The following is a 16,189-nucleotide window of genomic DNA, read 5'->3' as shown; positions in this document are numbered from 1 at the left end:
TTATCGGGTATGGGCAGAAGATGCTGAGCCAGGAATCGCTGAAACTGATCGATGTAGAGGTCGCCAAGTATCCGCCGGACCAGAAGCAGTCCGCGGTGATGGCCGCGTTGCGTATCGCGCAGCAGGAGAAGGGCTGGCTGGCCCGGGAAACGATCGATGAGGTCGCCCAATATCTCGAGATGCCGGCAATCGCCGCCTTCGAGGTGGCGAGTTTCTACAACATGTACGACCTTGAGCCCGTCGGCAAACACAAGATCACGGTGTGCACGAATCTGCCCTGTGCCTTGTCCGGCGGTGTGCAGGCGGCCGAATACCTGAAACAGAAGCTCGGTATCGATTTCAACGAAACCACGCCCGATGGCAATTTCACGCTCAAAGAGGGTGAGTGCATGGGTGCCTGTGGCGATGCGCCGGTATTGCTGCACAACAATCACCGGATGTGCAGCTGGATGACCACCGAGAAGATCGATCAAATGCTGGCGGACCTGGCGAAATGAGCGAACGCAATCTCATCCTCGCCGGCCTGGACGGCGACCGCACCTGGCGGCTGAAGGATTACATGGCGCGTGGCGGCTATGCCGCGCTGAAGAAGATCATTGCCGAGAGCACGCCGCCGGCGGACATCATCGCCGAGGTCAAGGCGTCGGTGCTGCGGGGGCGGGGCGGTGCGGGCTTCCCGACCGGTCTCAAGTGGAGCTTCATGCCGCGCTCCTTCCCGGGGGCCAAGTATCTGGCCTGTAACTCTGACGAAGGCGAGCCGGGCACCTTCAAGGACCGAGACATCCTGCGCTACAACCCGCATTCGGTCATCGAGGGGATGGCGATCGCCGCCTATGCCATGGGCTGCGAGCGGGGCTACAACTACATCCACGGCGAAGTCTTCGAGATCTACGAACGTTTCGAAGAGGCATTGGCCGAAGCGCGCGAAGCGGGCTTCATCGGGCAGAAGATCCTCGGTTCCGACTTCAGCTTCGAATTGTTCGCGCATCACGGTTACGGCGCCTATATCTGCGGCGAAGAGACCGCGCTGCTTGAATCGATCGAAGGCAAGAAGGGGCAGCCGCGCTTCAAGCCGCCGTTCCCGGCCAGCTACGGCCTGTACGGCAAGCCGACGACGATCAACAACACCGAGACCTTCGCTTCCGTGCCTTTCATCATGCGCGACGGCGGCGAGACCTTTCTCAACTACGGCAAGCCGAACAACGGCGGCACCAAGCTGTTTTCGATCTCCGGGCATGTCAATCGGCCGGGCAACTACGAGATCGAGCTGGGGACCCCGTTCTCCGAGTTGCTGGAAATGGCTGGCGGCATGCGCGGCGGCCGCAAGCTCAAGGGCGTGATCCCGGGCGGTTCGTCCTCGCCGGTGGTGCCGGCCGACATCATGATGGACTGCACCATGGACTACGACTCGATCTCCAAGGCGGGGTCGATGCTCGGGTCTGGCGCAGTGATCGTCATGGACGAGACCACCTGCATGGTGCGCGCGCTGGAGCGTCTGTCCTATTTCTATTTCGAAGAGTCCTGCGGCCAATGCACGCCGTGCCGCGAAGGCACCGGCTGGCTGTACCGCGTGGTGCATCGCATCGAGCACGGCCAGGGCCGGCCCGACGACCTCGACCTGCTGAACAGTGTCACCGGCAACATCATGGGCCGCACCATCTGTGCGCTCGGCGATGCCGCCTCCATGCCGGTGCAGAGCTTCATCAAGCATTTCGGCGATGAATTCGCCTATCACATCGAACACAAGACCTGTCTCGTGCCGGAAGACGTCCAGCGTGAAGGCAGCAAAATCTACGTAGGCCCGTCATGCTAGAAATCGAGATCGACGGCAAGCAGCTTCAGGTCGCTGACGGCAGCACCGTGATGGATGCTGCCAACCAGGTGGGCGTGTACATCCCCCACTTCTGCTATCACAAGAAACTGTCCATCGCGGCCAACTGCCGGATGTGCCTGGTCCAGGTCGAGAAGGCGCCCAAGCCGCTGCCGGCCTGTGCCACGCCGGTCACCAACGGCATGAAGGTGTGGACCAACTCCGAAGCGGCCGTCAAGGCGCAAAAAGGGGTGATGGAGTTTCTCCTCATCAACCATCCGCTGGATTGCCCGATCTGCGATCAGGGTGGCGAGTGCCAGCTGCAGGATCTGGCGGTCGGCTACGGTGAGAGCAAGTCCCGCTACCAGGAAGAGAAGCGGGTGGTGTTCAACAAGAACCTCGGCCCGCTGGTATCGACCGACATGACGCGGTGCATCCATTGCACCCGCTGCGTGCGCTTCACCCAAGAGATCGCCGGCCTGATGGAACTGGGCCAGGCCTTCCGCGGCGAGCACTCGGAAATCATGCCCTTCGTCGAGAAGACGGTCGATTCCGAACTGTCGGGCAACATCATCGACCTGTGCCCGGTCGGCGCGCTGACCTCCAAGCCTTTCCGTTTCGCCGCTCGCACCTGGGAGCTGGCCCGTCGCAAGTCGGTCAGCCCGCACGATTCGCTGGGCAGCAACCTGATCGTCCAGGTCAAGCATGACGTGGTCAAACGCGTGCTACCGCTCGAGAACGAAGCGATCAACGAGTGCTGGCTGTCCGACCGCGACCGTTTCTCGTACGAAGGTCTCAACAGCGCCTCGCGCCTGACCAAGCCGATGATCCGCCAGGGCGACACCTGGCAGGAAGCCGACTGGCAGAGCGCCCTCGAATTCGCCGCTAGCCGCCTCAAGGCCGTCGTGGCCGCTGCCGGTCCAGAGCAGTTCGGTGCGCTGGCCGCGCCCAGTGCCACGGTGGAAGAGCTGTATCTGGCACAGAAACTGGTGCGCGCACTGGGCAGCGACAACATCGACTTCCGTCTGCGCCAAACCGATTTCTCGGCCGATGGCGTTGCCAAGGGCGCGCCGTGGCTGGGCCTGCCGGTGGCCGAGGTGGGCGAGCTCGATCGCCTGCTGGTGGTCGGCAGCTTCCTGCGCAAGGATCACCCGCTGCTGAGTCAGCGGGTGCGTCAGGCGGCCAAACGCGGCCTGAAGATCGCCAGCATTCACCCGACGGCCGACGATTGGCTGCTGCCGGTGGCTGCAAGAATCCAACCCAAGCCCGCCGAGATGGTGGCGGCTTTGGCGGCGGTGCTCAAGGCTGTGGCCGACGCCGGTGGCAAAGCGGTCGATGGTTCGCTGCAGTCGCTGCTGCCGGCCGTGGTGTCTGCCGAGGCCAAGGCCGTGGCCGAGCTGCTGGGCAGTGGTCAGTCCGTCGCGATCTGGCTGGGCAATTTCGCCGCGCAGCATCCGCAAGCGGCGACGCTGCAGCGCATCGCGCAGGAGATCGCCGCCATCACCGGCGCACGCTTCGGTGTGATCGGCGAGGCGGCCAACAGCGTTGGCGGCCATCTGGCCGGGGCGCTGCCGCGCCGTGGTGGCAAGCATGCCGCCGCGATGCTGACCCAGTCGCTCAAGTCCTACCTGTTGCTGAATGTCGAGCCGTCGCTGGATTGCGCCGGCGGTGCGGCCGCTCGCGACGCGATCGCCGGGGCGGACTTCGTCGTCAGCCTCTCTGCCTTCGACAGCCCCGAGCTGCGGGCCGTCAGTCATGTGCTGCTGCCGGTATCGCCCTTTACCGAAACCTCCGGCACCTTTGTCAGTGCGGAAGGTCGCGCGCAGAGCTTCGTCGCCGTGGCCAAGCCGCAGGGCGACACCCGCCCGGCCTGGAAGGTGCTGCGCGTGCTGGGCAATCTGCTGTCGCTCGACGGCTTCGAGTACACCGATTCCGAGGCGGTGCGTGCCGAGGTGCTGGATGTTGCGGCATTCCCGGTGGCGGGGCTGGACAACACACTCGACGGTCTGTCGATCGCATCTATTGCGGCGGTGGACGGCCTGGAGCGTGTGGCCGAGGTGCCGATCTACGCCACCGACGCCATCGTGCGCCGTGCGCCGGCGCTTCAACGCACCCGCGATGCGGCGGCGCCTTTGGCCTACCTGTCTGCAGCCACCCTGAGCGCGCAGGGGCTGAACGCCGGTGACACGGTGCAAGCCAAGAGCGGGCAGGGCAGTGCCCAACTGAATGTGGCGATCGACGATACGCTGGCCGAGGGCTGCGTGCGCATTGCCACCGCACATGAGAGCACGGCGGGCCTGGGTGCGCCGTTTGCCGTCGTGACCCTGGAGCGCGTCTGATGGAAGCCTTTCTCGAACCGATCGCTTCGTTGTTCGGCGCCGCCTGGCCGGCCGTCTGGACCTTGGCGAAGATCGTCGCGATCATCGCGCCGCTGATGATCTGCGTGGCCTACCTGACCTACGCCGAGCGCAAGGTCATCGGCTACATGCAGGTGCGTATCGGCCCCAACCGGGTCGGTCCGCTCGGTCTGCTGCAACCGATTGCCGACGGCGTCAAGCTGTTGCTCAAAGAGGTGCTGGTACCGTCCGCCACGAGCAAGGGCCTGTTCATCATTGGCCCGATTCTCGCCATCGCGCCGTCGCTGGCCGCCTGGGCGGTGGTGCCGTTCTGGGATGGTGGTGTACTGGCCAACGTCGATGCCGGTCTGCTGTTTTTGCTGGCGATCACCTCGCTCGAGGTCTACGGTGTGATCATTGCCGGCTGGGCATCGAACTCCAAGTACCCGTTCCTCGGCACCTTGCGCGCCGCCGCGCAGATGGTGTCCTACGAGCTGGCGATGGGTTTCGCGCTGGTCTGCGTGTTGATGATCTCCGCGTCTCTGAACCTGACCGAGATCGTGCGTGCGCAAGGGCAGGGGCAGTTCGCCGACATGGGCCTGGGCTTCCTGAGCTGGAACTGGCTGCCGCTGTTCCCGATGTTCGTGGTGTTCCTGATCTCCGGCATCGCCGAGACAAACCGCGCACCGTTCGACGTGGTGGAAGGCGAATCGGAGATCGTGGCCGGGCACATGGTCGAATACTCCGGCATGACCTTCGCGCTGTTCTTCCTGGCCGAATACGCCAACATGTGGCTGGTCAGCATCATGACCGCCATCCTGTTCCTGGGCGGCTGGCTGTCGCCGGTCGGGTTCATTCCCGACGGTTTCCACTGGCTGGCGGTCAAGACCTCGCTGGTCGTGCTGGTATTCCTGTGGGCGCGGGCGACATTCCCGCGCTTCCGTTATGACCACATCATGCGTCTGGGCTGGAAGGTGTTCCTGCCGCTGACGCTGTTCTGGGTCCTCGTTGTCGCAGTGTGGATCATGTCCCCGCTGTCGATCTGGAACTGAGAGGCGAACGATGGGTGCAAGAGACTTTTTTGGCAGCCTTCTGCTGAAGGAATTGCTCAAGGGGATGGCGCTGACCGGGCGTCACTTCTTTGCGCGCAAGATCACGGTGCAGTTCCCGGAAGAAAAAACGCCGCAAAGCCCGCGTTTCCGTGGCCTGCATGCCTTGCGTCGCTATCCGAACGGCGAAGAGCGCTGCATTGCCTGCAAGTTGTGCGAGGCGGTGTGCCCGGCGCTGGCGATCACCATCGAGTCGGAGCAGCGTGACGACGGCTCGCGGCGGACCACGCGCTACGACATCGACCTGACCAAGTGCATCTTCTGCGGTTTCTGCGAAGAGGCCTGTCCGGTGGATGCCATCGTCGAGACGCGGGTGTTCGAATATCACGGCGAAAAGCGCGGCGACCTGTACTACACCAAACAGATGCTGCTGGCCGTCGGCGACCGCAACGAAGCCCAGATTGCCAAGGATCGCGAGATCGAGGCGCAGTACCGGTAAAGCGCGTAACGCGAGGCCCGAGCGGTCTCCGGAGAACCCCGAGCATGGATTTCAAGACTTTCGTTTTCTACTTGCTGGCCACGGTGATGGTCTTGGCGGCGCTGCGCGTCATCACCGTCCGCAACCCGGTGCATGCGGCCCTGTTCCTGGTGCTGACTTTCTTCAATGCAGGGGGCATCTGGCTGCTGCTGCAGGCCGAGTTTCTCGCCATCACCCTGGTGATGGTGTACGTCGGTGCGGTGATGGTGCTGTTCCTGTTCGTGGTGATGATGCTCGACATCAACGTCGACCGCCTGCGCGAGGGCTTTTGGAGTTATCTGCCGGTGGGCGCAGTGGTTGGCGTCATCATGCTGGCCGAAATGGTGCTGGTGCTCAGCGGCCCGTATTTCGGTCTCGACGCCATGCCCGAGCCGCCGGCGGCACAGGCCGGCTACAGCAACACACGCGAGCTGGGCCGGGTGCTGTACACCGACTACGTGTATCCGTTCGAACTCGCCTCGCTGGTGCTCTTGGTGGCCATGGTGGCCGCCGTGGCGCTCACGCTGCGCAAGCGCGCCGGTAGCCGCTATCTCGATCCGGCACGCCAGATCGCCGTCAAGCGGGCCGATCGCATCGAATTGCTGTCGATGCCGGCGGAAAAAGAATAATCGGAGCGCACGGTCGCTTTCAGGGAGTCATTGATGCTTTCGCTTTCCCACTATCTCATCCTGGGCGCGGCGCTGTTTGCGATCAGCGTGGTCGGGATCTTCCTCAACCGGAAGAACCTGATCGTCCTGCTGATGGCCATCGAGTTGATGCTGCTGTCGGTGAATCTGAATTTCGTCGCGTTCTCCCATTACCTGGGCGATCTCGCCGGCCAGATCTTCGTGTTCTTCATCCTCACCGTGGCCGCTGCGGAAGCTGCGATCGGCCTGGCGATCCTGGTGGTGCTGTTCCGCAACTTGCGCACCATCCACGTGGATGATCTGGATAGCCTCAAGGGTTAAGGAAGCGTCTCGATGTCGGAAATGAATAGTCTCTACCTGGTCGTTCCGCTGGCGCCGCTGGCGGGGGCGATCCTCGCCGGTCTGTTCGGCAAGGTCATCGGGCGCACCGGGGCGCATATCGCGACCATCCTCGGCGTTGCCGTGGCCTTCGTCGCCTCGGTCCTGATCTATCAGGATGTTCAGGCCGGCAACACCTTCAACGGCACGGTCTACACCTGGGCCACCAGCGGCAACCTGAGCTTCGAGGTCGGCTTCCTGATCGACGAGCTCACCGTGATGATGATGCTGGTGGTGACCTTCGTATCGCTGATGGTGCACGTCTACACCATCGGCTACATGCACGAGGATCCCGGCTACCAGCGCTTCTTCAGCTACATCTCGCTGTTCACCTTCTCGATGCTGATGCTGGTGATGTCCAACAACTTCCTGCAGCTGTTCTTCGGCTGGGAAGCGGTGGGCCTCGTCTCTTACCTGCTGATCGGTTTCTGGTACACCCGCCCGACCGCCATCTTCGCCAACATGAAGGCCTTCCTGGTCAACCGCGTAGGTGACTTCGGCTTCCTGCTCGGTATCGGCTTGGTGGCCGCCTACACCGGCAGCCTCAATTACGCCGAAGTGTTCTCGCAGGCCGACGCGCTGGCCGCCAAGACCATCGAGCTGTTCCCGGGCGCGCCCTGGCTGCTGATCAGCGTGATCTGCATCTGCCTGTTCATCGGCGCCATGGGCAAATCGGCCCAGGTGCCGCTGCATGTGTGGCTGCCCGATTCGATGGAAGGCCCGACGCCGATCTCCGCGCTGATCCACGCGGCGACCATGGTGACCGCCGGTATCTTCATGGTGGCGCGCATGTCGCCGCTGTTCGAGCTGTCCGAGACTGCGCTGTCCTTCGTCATCGTGATCGGTGCGACCACGGCCTTGTTCATGGGTTTCCTCGGCATCGTCCAGAACGACATCAAGCGGGTGGTGGCCTACTCGACGCTGTCCCAGCTCGGCTACATGACCGTGGCGCTGGGCGTGTCGGCCTACTCCGCAGCGGTGTTCCACCTGATGACGCATGCCTTCTTCAAGGCCCTGCTGTTCCTCGGTGCCGGCTCGGTGATCATCGGCATGCACCACGACCAGGACATGCGCAACATGGGTGGCCTGTGGAAATACATGCCAATCACCTGGTTCACCTCGCTGGTCGGCTCGCTGGCGCTGATCGGTTTCCCGTTCTTTGCCGGCTTCTTCTCCAAGGATTCGATCATCGAAGCGGTGCATTTCTCGCAGATCCCGGGCGCGGGTTACGCCTACGTCTGCGTCATCGCCGGGGTGTTCATTACCGCCTTCTACTCCTTCCGCATGTATTTCCTGGTCTTCCACGGCAAGGAGCGCTTCGGTCAGACACATCACGACCATCATGGCGACCATGACGACGAAGAGCCGTCCGGCGATCACCATCACGGCCTGGCGCCCGGACAGAAGCCGCACGAGTCGCCCTGGGTGGTGACGGTGCCGCTGATCCTGCTGGCGATTCCGTCGGTGCTGATCGGTTTCATGACCATCGAGCCCATGCTGTTCGGCGAGTGGTTCAAGCGCGCGATCCATGTGGCCGAGGCGCATGACACGATCGGACAGTTCGCTGAGCACTTCCACGGCGCTGCCGCGATGGCCATTCACGGCTTCACGACCCTGCCATTCTTCCTGGCCATGGCCGGGGTGGTCGTGGCGTGGTTCTTCTACCTGGTGAAGCCCGAGATCCCCGCCGCGATCATGCGCACCTTCAAGCCGCTGCATACGCTGCTCGACAACAAGTACTACTTCGACAAGTTCAACGAGGTGGTCTTCGCCGGCGGTTCCCGCCTGCTGGGGCAGGGCCTCTGGAAGGGCGGCGACCAAGGCGTGATCGACGGGCTGATCATCAACGGGACGGCGCGTTCGGTCAGCCTGGTGGCGCAGCTCAGCCGCCTGTGGCAGTCCGGGCACATCTACCTGTACGCCTTCTCGATGATCATCGGTGTGTGCATCCTGCTGTCGCTGTGGTTCAGCGTCGTCTGAGGCGCCATGCCAGCCATGCTTAATACGAAACAATCGCGTCCTGCCGACGCCATGAACGGATAGTTACGATGACGGGTATGCCTCTTCTCAGTCTCGCGATCTGGGTGCCGATCATCGGCGGCCTGTTGGTGCTTGCCACGGGCTCCGACCGGAATGCGCCGATGGCGCGCTCGCTCGCCCTGGTCACTGCGGTGATCGGCTTCTTCGTGACGATTCCGCTCTATACCGGCTTCGACAACACCACCAGCGCCATGCAGTTCGTTGAGTTGGCGCGCTGGATTCCGGCCTTCAACGTCCATTACTACCTCGGCGTCGATGGCCTGTCGATGCTGTTCGTGATCCTCAACAGCTTCATCACCGTGATCGTGGTGGTCGCCGGCTGGGAGGTCATCAAAACCAAGGTGGCCCAGTACATGGCTGCCTTCCTGATCATGTCGGGCTTGCTCAACGGCATCTTCTCGGCGCTCGACGGCCTGCTGTTCTACGTCTTCTTCGAGGCCTCGCTGATTCCGCTGTACCTGATCATCGGTGTGTGGGGCGGTGCCAACCGCGTCTATGCCGCGTTCAAGTTCTTCCTCTACACGCTGGCCGGCTCGCTGCTGATGCTGGTCGCGCTGATCTACCTGTTCATGCAAAGCGGCAGCTTCAACATCCTCGATTGGCATGAACTGCCGATCGGCATGAGCGCGCAGACTTTGCTGTTCTGGGCCTTCCTGATCGCCTTTGCGGTCAAGGTGCCGATGTGGCCGGTGCACACCTGGCTGCCCGACGCCCACGTCGAAGCGCCCACCGGCGGTTCGGTGGTGCTGGCCGCCATCGCCCTCAAGCTCGGTGCCTATGGTTTTCTGCGCTTCACCTTGCCGATCGTGCCCGATGCCTCGCAGGCCATGGCACCGATGATGATCGTGCTGTCGCTGATCGCCGTGGTGTACATCGGTTTCGTCGCCCTGGTGCAGGCCGACATGAAAAAGCTGGTGGCCTACTCGTCGATTGCCCACATGGGTTTCGTTACGCTGGGCTTCTTCATCTTCAATCCGCTGGGCGTCGAAGGCGCACTGGTGCAGATGATCTCCCACGGTTTCGTCTCCGGCGCCATGTTCCTGTGCATCGGCGTACTTTACGACCGCATGCACTCGCGCCAGATCGCCGACTACGGCGGCGTGGTCAACACCATGCCGAAGTTCGCCGCCTTCTTCATGCTCTTCGCCATGGCCAATGCCGGCTTGCCGGGCACCAGCGGCTTCGTCGGCGAGTTCATGGTGGCGCTCGGCGCGGTGCAATACAACTTCTGGGTGGCGTTCGCCGCGGCGACCACGCTCATCCTCGGCGCTGCCTATACGCTCTGGATGTACAAGCGGGTGGTGTTCGGCGCGATCGGCAACGAAGAAGTGGCCAAGCTTGAAGACATCAACGGCCGGGAGTTCGCCTTCCTTGCCATCCTGGCGATCTGCACGCTGATCATGGGTATCTATCCGCTGCCCATCACCGAGGTGATGCACGCCTCGGTCAACGATCTGCTGCAGCACGTCGCAACGAGCAAGCTCTGAGCCTCCAGCCGAACATATTTACGGGATTGGTCCGACGATGAACTTTGTAGTCCCCGACTTCGCCCCCGCCGCCACGGAGCTGTTCGTGGCCGGCATGTCGCTGGTCATCTTGCTGCTGACCGTTTTCATGCGCGAGTCTGCGCGTCACCTTGGCTACGTGATGACCCAGCTGACGCTGATCGTCGCCACGCTGATCACCATCTTCACCATGGACGGCCAGGTGCGGGTCACCCTCAGCGACATGTATGTCGACGATCTGATGGGTGACGTGCTCAAGGTGTTGATCTGCTTCTCGGTCATCACCGCGCTGATCTACGGTCGCGGCTATGCCGCAGATCGCGGCTTCGACAAGCCCGAGTACCACCTGCTGGCCTTGTTCTCGACGCTCGGCATGATGGTGATGGTCACCGCCAACCACTTCCTCTCGCTCTACATCGGCCTCGAAATGCTGTCGCTGTCGCTGTATGCCCTGGTCGCGCTCGATCGCGATTCGGCGCGTTCGACCGAAGCGGCAATGAAGTACTTCATCCTCGGCGCACTGGCCTCCGGCCTGCTGCTCTACGGCATGTCGATGGTGTACGGCGCAACCGGCAATCTGTCGCTGTCGGGCGTGGCGCAGGCCATCTACAATCAGGCGGCCGTGTATGACGGCGTGTCGAGCAAGACGGTGCTGATGTTCGGCCTGGTCTTCATCGTCGCCGGCCTGGCCTTCAAGCTCGGCGTGGTGCCTTTCCACATGTGGGTGCCCGACGTCTATCACGGTGCGCCCACCTCGGTCACGCTGATGATCGGCACGGCGCCCAAGCTGGCCGCCTTCGCCATGGCCATGCGCCTGCTGGTCGGTGGCCTGTTCGATCTGGCCGAGCATTGGCAGACCATGCTGATGCTGATGGCCGTCGGCTCGCTGGTGCTCGGCAACATCGCCGCCATCGCGCAGACCAACCTCAAGCGCATGCTGGCCTACTCGGGCATCTCCCACATGGGCTTCCTGCTGCTGGGCCTGCTCTCGGGCGTGGTCGACGGCGACCACTTCAACGCGCTCAACGCCTACACCTCGAGCATGTTCTACGCAATCGCCTACGTGGTGATGAGCCTGGCCTCCTTCGGCATGATCGTGCTGCTGTCGCGTGCCGGCTTCGAGGCCGAGAACATCGACGACCTCAAGGGCCTGAACAAGCGCAGCTCGTGGTTCGCCGCGATGATGATGATCATCATGTTCTCGATGGCCGGCATTCCGTTCTTCATCGGCTTCTTCGCCAAGCTGTCGGTGCTGCAATCGCTGGTGGCGGCCGACATGGTCTGGCTCGCCGTGCTGGCCGTGATGATGTCGCTGATCGGCGCCTTCTACTACCTGCGCGTGGTCAAGGTCATGTACTTCGACGAGCCGGTCGACACGGCGCCGATCCATGCGGCGGCCGACATCCGTGTGCTATTGTCGGCCAACTGCTTGGCGATCGCGTTCCTCGGCCTGCTGCCTCAGCAACTGATCGATCTGTGCCAGCTGGCGTTGGTGGCGAGCTTCCAGGGCTGACCACCACCGAATCCATCGCGGGCCGCACGACCGGAAGGTCCTGCGGCCCGACGTTTTTCAGGACGCTCCTGCGATGTTGATACAAAACGAAGACAGTCTCGAAGAGACTCGCCTCAATGGCGAACAGGTATTCGACGGCGTGTTGCTCAAAGTGCACCGCGACCAGGTGCGACTGCCGGACGGGAAAACGGCCGTGCGCGAATACATCACCCATCCCGGCGCGGTGGTGATCATCGCCATCCTGCCTGATGGGCGCGTCATTCTTGAGCGGCAGTTCCGCTACCCCTTACGTCGCAGCTTCATCGAACTGCCCGCCGGCAAGATCGACCCGGGCGAAGCCATCGAAACCTGCGCCCGGCGGGAACTGCGCGAAGAGACCGGCTACGAGGCGGCACACTGGCAGCATGTGGGCACGCTGCACCCATGCATTGGCTACTCCAACGAACGCATCGAGGCGTTTGTCGCGCGTGAGCTGACCTATGTCGGGCACCAATGGGATGAAGGGGAATTCCTCGAAATCCTGTCGCTCAGCTTCGATGAACTGGATGCCGCAGTCTCGGCTGGCGAAGTCACCGATGGAAAATCGCTGGCCGCGCTGTATCTCGCGCGGAAAGTCCTGGCAGGGGGCGGTGCTTAGTGCGGTAGCGCTGCTACTGAACCACGCGCACCCACCTCGGCTCCCATTTGTCGTCAGCAGGCTGACGAATACAGAACCCGTCGGCCGGTTGAAACCGGCCCCACGCAGTCGCAGACCACCCCGTAGGGCGGGTTTCAACCCGCCAATGACGCCGCTTCACGCGCCGCGCCATTCGCCCGATCCGCCCCCCGATCTCTCGGCACCGACGTCCACAGCGCCGCCCCTGCAATCATCACCCCACCCAGCCAGCCGCTCGGCCCGAGCGGCTCGCCGAGCCAGAGCACGGCGAACAGCGCCCCCCACAGCGGTTCGCTGCCGAGCAGCAGGGCTACCCGGGTCGGGTCGCTTTGCGCCAGCGCGCGGTTCATCGCCCAGAATGCAAACAGCGTGCAAGCCAGCGTGAGATAACCCAGCGCCACCCAGAAGGCGCCCGCCGAGGGCAGCGCCGGCACGCCCCCCGTAAAGGCCAGCACCGCCAGCGCGCCGCCGCCCACCAGCAAACCCTGCGCCGCGGTGAGGCCGAGGTGGTCCACCGCCTTGCCACGCAGCAGGCGTGTCGTCAGGCAACCCTGAAAAGCCCGCAGCAACGCCGCCAACAGCATGAGGGCGTCACCGCCATTCAGCCCACCGGCAGCCACATCGGTCAGCAGCCAGGTGCCCAGCAGCGAAATGCCTGCCGCCAGCCACAGCCGCGCGGCCGGGCGGCGGCCAAACCATGCCCATTCCACTGGCGGCGTCAGCAGCAGGCACAGGCTGATCAGAAACGCCGCATTGCCCGCACTGGTGTGTGCCACGCCCGCCGTCTCGGCAAAGAAGATCGCCAGCAGGCCGAGGCTGGTCGGCGCCGCCACCGCCAGCGTCTGGCGCCTTTGTGCGGATGGTAGTCGAAGCCAATACGGCGCCAGCAAGAGCGCAGTGAGCAGAAAACGGATCGCAATCACCCCTGCCACCGGATACCAGGCGAGCGCGGTTTTCACCACGCTGTAGCTGCTGCCCCAGATGGCGGCGGTCAGCAGCAGCAACAGGGCAGGCGGCAGTTGGGGCAGGGCAGGGGCGGCGGGCAGGCGGATCATATTTTCGGCTCACTCAGCAGACTTGCATCGACAGGCAAACAGTATGAAACTTAGCCGCTGTGCCGATAATCCGGCGTAAAAGCAAAGGATTTGTGCGCCGTGAGAATAAATGAGCTGCTGCCCCTACTGTCCGACCTTGCTGCGCTGGTGACCGTGACCGAAGCCGGCTCCTTCAGCGCTGCCGCCCGCGCGCAGGGCACCACGCCGTCCGCAGTGAGCCGCCAGATTGGCCGGCTCGAAGCTGCGCTCGGCCTCACCGTGCTTGAACGCAGCACCCGCCGCCTGCGCCTCACCGCCGGCGGGCAAGAAGTGCTGCGCCACGCCCGCGCCATGCTCGACGCCGCCCACGCCGCCTGCGACGGCGCCGCCAGCCATGCCAGCACTGTCGAAGGCCGGGTTCGCATCGCCGCCCCCAAAGCCGCGCTGCGCCAGCTCATCCACCCGGAACTGCCAGCGCTGCTCGGCGCCTATCCCCAGCTCGACCTTGAACTCGTGGCGAGCGACCAAGTGGTGGACTTCATTGCCGAAGGCGTCGACATCGCCCTGCAGTTCGGCGACCCGCCTCCGGGCTTCGTCGCCCGCCCTTTCATGGAAGTGCGCACGCTGCTCTACGCCAGCCCCGCCTACCTCGCCCGCGAAGGCACCCCGCAACACCCCGCCGACCTCGCCCGGCACAGCTGCCTGCACCTGGCCGAACTGCCCGGCGACGACGAATGGTGCCTGGTCCGCGGCAGCGAACGCAGCGTCGTACACGTGCGCGGCCGCTACGCCAGCAACCACAGCGAAATCCGCCGCGACGCCGCCCAAGCCGGCTACGGCATCGCCTGCCTGCCCGACTTCACCACCCGCCAACAACTCGCCAACGGCACGCTGGTGCCCGTGCTACCCGGCTGGCAACTGCTCGGCCGCTACCAGGGCAGCAACTGGCTCATCTACCACGCCGACCGCTACCGCGCGCCGAGAGTGCGGGTGGTGGTGGATTTCATGTTGGGGATTGCGGATGGGTTGGGGAAGGGGGAGGGCGGTACAGTGGTGGGTCGCAGAGAATTTTGAGGAGAGGGGGCGTCGCCTTATCGGCCAATCCGGTCATTGGGCCGGCCTGCTGAATCCGTCAGCAATGTGTCGGTAAGCAGCCCTCCAGAAATAAATCAAGCTGGACGCTAGCTTTCCAGTCAGCGCATTCACCCTTCCAACCCTAAGCCGATGTCCGCAAACCTTGCCCGAATGTAAAGTCGACAAGTGTGCGAGTGCATACATTGGGCATAGAATGTGGTTCCAAAAGCACAGAGCCTTGAGGAACCGATGGAATGGAATAAGGACGCGCCGTTTCAGGCGTTGACGCTTACCGGCGGGGGGTTCCGCGGATTGTTCACCGCCAGGGCGTTACAGACGATCGAGGAGTACGTCGGCGGCCGTATCGGAAGGCATTTTGACCTTACTTGCGGAACTTCGATAGGAGGGATCGTAGCGCTTGCCGTTGCCTTCGAAGTCCCGATGGAATCGGTGGTGGAAGTCTTTGAAAGCCACGGCCTCGACATATTCCCCGAGCACGAACCTCCGTCGACTAAGCTCGGAAAACTGAACGACCTATGGCGTCACAGCCGGAAGCCGCGGTACTCTGCCGACCCCCTGAGGGAGGCGGTCACCAAGCTGATCGGCAAGGACACCCTGCTCAGGGACGCCGTCCATCCTGTGGCCATTCCCGCCGTCAACGTGACGCAGGGCGTGCCCCAGGTGTTCAAAACGAGGCACAAGGAAGAATGGTCCCGGGACTGGCGGTACAAGGCCGTCGATATAGCGCTGGCGACGGCGGCGGCTCCGACCTTTTTCGAGTTGGCGGAGGTCGGCGGCAACCTTTACGCGGACGGAGGCCTGTTCGCCAACGCGCCCGACCTCATAGCGATCCACGAGGCGGAGTATTACTTCCGTGTGCCTATCGACGCGGTTCGGGTGCTCAGTGTCGGCACAACGACGAAAAGCTATTCCGTCTCCTTCGGCATGGGCCGGGACTTCGGCATCGCCGATTGGATGGAAGGCGAGCGGCTGTTCAACGTAATCATTTCCTCCCAGCAGCAGTTCGTCGACCAGCTGGTGTCGCACCGGCTTGATGACCGGTACGTCCGCATCGATCACGAGCCTTCGCAGGAGCGGAGCAAGTCAAGATAGTTGTCGCCTGATTCATGCAACCAACCGTTTTATGTCTTCAGCATGACCGTGGCCGCAAATGGCCGCATCACGCTCCGGATTGAGCGTGACCGCACCGATTGGCGTCCAGTCGCGTGTCCCGCGGGACCAGCGTGCAGGATGGCGTTCGCGAGCCTCAAGATACGTCTGATGGCGCGCGGCCAGGATCGCTCGGTCCTCAAGGGCATGGCGCTGCACGGGCGTCACGTAGCGGATGGTGCTGTGCCGGTGCTCGAAGTTGTACCAGCGCACGAAGTCATGCGGAGCAAGTCAAGATAGTTGTCGCCTGATTCATGCAACCAACCGTTTTATGTCTTCAGCATGACCGTGGCCGCAAATGGCCGCATCACGCTCCGGATTGAGCGTGACCGCACCGATTGGCGTCCAGTCGCGTGTCCCGCGGGACCAGCGTGCAGGATGGCGTTCGCGAGCCTCAAGATACGTCTGATGGCGCGCGGCCAGGATCGCTCGGTCCTCAAGGGCATGGCGCTGCACGGGCG

At 63.3% G+C, this 16,189-nt stretch carries 14 protein-coding genes and 2 pseudogenes; 13 read left to right on the top strand and 3 right to left on the bottom strand.

What is annotated here, in order from left to right:
• The first annotated feature begins 20 nt into the window (after nucleotides 1-20).
• From nuoE to I8J34_RS21615, 11 genes are all read left to right on the top strand, one after another.
• Nucleotides 21-497, top strand: coding sequence for an NADH-quinone oxidoreductase subunit NuoE (gene nuoE / locus I8J34_RS21665; protein WP_214363723.1), 477 nt, complete (start codon nucleotides 21-23; stop codon nucleotides 495-497).
• Nucleotides 494-1,813: an NADH-quinone oxidoreductase subunit NuoF gene (gene nuoF, locus I8J34_RS21660; protein ID WP_214363722.1), complete on the top strand. Its 1,320-nt coding sequence runs from the start codon at nucleotides 494-496 to the stop codon at nucleotides 1,811-1,813. The genes nuoE and nuoF overlap by 4 nt, the downstream gene beginning before the upstream one ends.
• A complete protein-coding gene (nuoG, locus tag I8J34_RS21655) occupies nucleotides 1,807-4,149 on the top strand; it encodes an NADH-quinone oxidoreductase subunit NuoG (protein ID WP_214363721.1) in 2,343 nt (780 codons plus the stop codon). Before nuoF ends, nuoG begins: the two co-directional genes overlap by 7 nt.
• A complete protein-coding gene (gene nuoH / locus I8J34_RS21650) occupies nucleotides 4,149-5,198 on the top strand; it encodes an NADH-quinone oxidoreductase subunit NuoH (RefSeq protein WP_214363720.1) in 1,050 nt (349 codons plus the stop codon). Before nuoG ends, nuoH begins: the two co-directional genes overlap by 1 nt.
• Nucleotides 5,199-5,208: 10 nt before the next feature.
• Entirely contained in the window at nucleotides 5,209-5,694 is a 486-nt protein-coding gene (gene nuoI / locus I8J34_RS21645) for an NADH-quinone oxidoreductase subunit NuoI (protein WP_214363719.1), read from the top strand.
• A 44-nt stretch (nucleotides 5,695-5,738) separates the two neighbouring features.
• Nucleotides 5,739-6,341 (top strand): NADH-quinone oxidoreductase subunit J, encoded by a 603-nt coding sequence (locus I8J34_RS21640; RefSeq protein WP_214363718.1) that lies wholly within the window; start codon nucleotides 5,739-5,741, stop codon nucleotides 6,339-6,341.
• A 33-nt stretch (nucleotides 6,342-6,374) separates the two neighbouring features.
• Nucleotides 6,375-6,680 (top strand): NADH-quinone oxidoreductase subunit NuoK, encoded by a 306-nt coding sequence (gene nuoK, locus I8J34_RS21635; protein ID WP_230411951.1) that lies wholly within the window; start codon nucleotides 6,375-6,377, stop codon nucleotides 6,678-6,680.
• 12 nt (nucleotides 6,681-6,692) lie between these two features.
• Nucleotides 6,693-8,717 (top strand): NADH-quinone oxidoreductase subunit L, encoded by a 2,025-nt coding sequence (gene nuoL / locus I8J34_RS21630; RefSeq protein WP_214363716.1) that lies wholly within the window; start codon nucleotides 6,693-6,695, stop codon nucleotides 8,715-8,717.
• Between the two features lie 68 nt (nucleotides 8,718-8,785).
• Nucleotides 8,786-10,264 (top strand): NADH-quinone oxidoreductase subunit M, encoded by a 1,479-nt coding sequence (locus tag I8J34_RS21625; protein WP_214363715.1) that lies wholly within the window; start codon nucleotides 8,786-8,788, stop codon nucleotides 10,262-10,264.
• A gap of 37 nt (nucleotides 10,265-10,301) precedes the next feature.
• Nucleotides 10,302-11,795, top strand: a complete 1,494-nt coding sequence (gene nuoN / locus I8J34_RS21620) for an NADH-quinone oxidoreductase subunit NuoN (RefSeq protein ID WP_214363714.1) — start codon at nucleotides 10,302-10,304, stop codon at nucleotides 11,793-11,795.
• 73 nt (nucleotides 11,796-11,868) lie between these two features.
• A complete protein-coding gene (locus tag I8J34_RS21615) occupies nucleotides 11,869-12,432 on the top strand; it encodes an NUDIX domain-containing protein (protein WP_214363713.1) in 564 nt (187 codons plus the stop codon).
• A gap of 134 nt (nucleotides 12,433-12,566) precedes the next feature.
• Here I8J34_RS21615 and I8J34_RS21610 read toward each other — a convergent pair whose 3' ends face one another.
• Nucleotides 12,567-13,505, bottom strand: a complete 939-nt coding sequence (locus tag I8J34_RS21610) for a DMT family transporter (RefSeq protein WP_214363712.1) — start codon at nucleotides 13,503-13,505, stop codon at nucleotides 12,567-12,569.
• 99 nt (nucleotides 13,506-13,604) lie between these two features.
• On the opposite strand from I8J34_RS21610, the gene I8J34_RS21605 reads away from it, so the two are divergent.
• Both I8J34_RS21605 and I8J34_RS21600 read left to right on the top strand, forming a co-directional pair.
• Nucleotides 13,605-14,558 carry a LysR family transcriptional regulator gene (locus I8J34_RS21605; protein ID WP_214363711.1) on the top strand — a complete coding sequence of 318 codons (954 nt, stop codon included), beginning with the start codon at nucleotides 13,605-13,607 and terminating at the stop codon, nucleotides 14,556-14,558.
• Between the two features lie 249 nt (nucleotides 14,559-14,807).
• On the top strand, nucleotides 14,808-15,671 hold the full coding sequence (locus I8J34_RS21600; protein WP_214363710.1) for a CBASS cGAMP-activated phospholipase: 864 nt from the start codon (nucleotides 14,808-14,810) through the stop codon (nucleotides 15,669-15,671).
• 12 nt (nucleotides 15,672-15,683) lie between these two features.
• Here I8J34_RS21600 and I8J34_RS21595 read toward each other — a convergent pair.
• Both I8J34_RS21595 and I8J34_RS21590 read right to left on the bottom strand, forming a co-directional pair.
• A pseudogene (locus tag I8J34_RS21595) lies at nucleotides 15,684-15,947 on the bottom strand (IS3-like element ISAzo10 family transposase); the annotation flags it as partial.
• A 33-nt stretch (nucleotides 15,948-15,980) separates the two neighbouring features.
• A pseudogene (locus I8J34_RS21590) lies at nucleotides 15,981-16,189 on the bottom strand (IS3-like element ISAzo10 family transposase); the annotation flags it as partial.

The sequence above is a fragment of the Denitromonas iodatirespirans genome (genome assembly GCF_018524365.1).
GTDB lineage: Bacteria > Pseudomonadota > Gammaproteobacteria > Burkholderiales > Rhodocyclaceae > Nitrogeniibacter > Nitrogeniibacter iodatirespirans.
This window is presented reverse-complemented; position numbering and strand designations above follow the sequence as displayed.

Coding starts and splice junctions, on each gene's coding strand:
- nuoE (WP_214363723.1), top strand. CDS start 21: ATGCTGAGCCAGGAATCGCTGAAACTGATCGATGTAGAGGTCGCCAAG.
- nuoF (WP_214363722.1), top strand. CDS start 494: ATGAGCGAACGCAATCTCATCCTCGCCGGCCTGGACGGCGACCGCACC.
- nuoG (WP_214363721.1), top strand. CDS start 1,807: ATGCTAGAAATCGAGATCGACGGCAAGCAGCTTCAGGTCGCTGACGGC.
- nuoH (WP_214363720.1), top strand. CDS start 4,149: ATGGAAGCCTTTCTCGAACCGATCGCTTCGTTGTTCGGCGCCGCCTGG.
- nuoI (WP_214363719.1), top strand. CDS start 5,209: ATGGGTGCAAGAGACTTTTTTGGCAGCCTTCTGCTGAAGGAATTGCTC.
- I8J34_RS21640 (WP_214363718.1), top strand. CDS start 5,739: ATGGATTTCAAGACTTTCGTTTTCTACTTGCTGGCCACGGTGATGGTC.
- nuoK (WP_230411951.1), top strand. CDS start 6,375: ATGCTTTCGCTTTCCCACTATCTCATCCTGGGCGCGGCGCTGTTTGCG.
- nuoL (WP_214363716.1), top strand. CDS start 6,693: ATGTCGGAAATGAATAGTCTCTACCTGGTCGTTCCGCTGGCGCCGCTG.
- I8J34_RS21625 (WP_214363715.1), top strand. CDS start 8,786: ATGACGGGTATGCCTCTTCTCAGTCTCGCGATCTGGGTGCCGATCATC.
- nuoN (WP_214363714.1), top strand. CDS start 10,302: ATGAACTTTGTAGTCCCCGACTTCGCCCCCGCCGCCACGGAGCTGTTC.
- I8J34_RS21615 (WP_214363713.1), top strand. CDS start 11,869: ATGTTGATACAAAACGAAGACAGTCTCGAAGAGACTCGCCTCAATGGC.
- I8J34_RS21610 (WP_214363712.1), bottom strand. CDS start 13,505: ATGATCCGCCTGCCCGCCGCCCCTGCCCTGCCCCAACTGCCGCCTGCC.
- I8J34_RS21600 (WP_214363710.1), top strand. CDS start 14,808: ATGGAATGGAATAAGGACGCGCCGTTTCAGGCGTTGACGCTTACCGGC.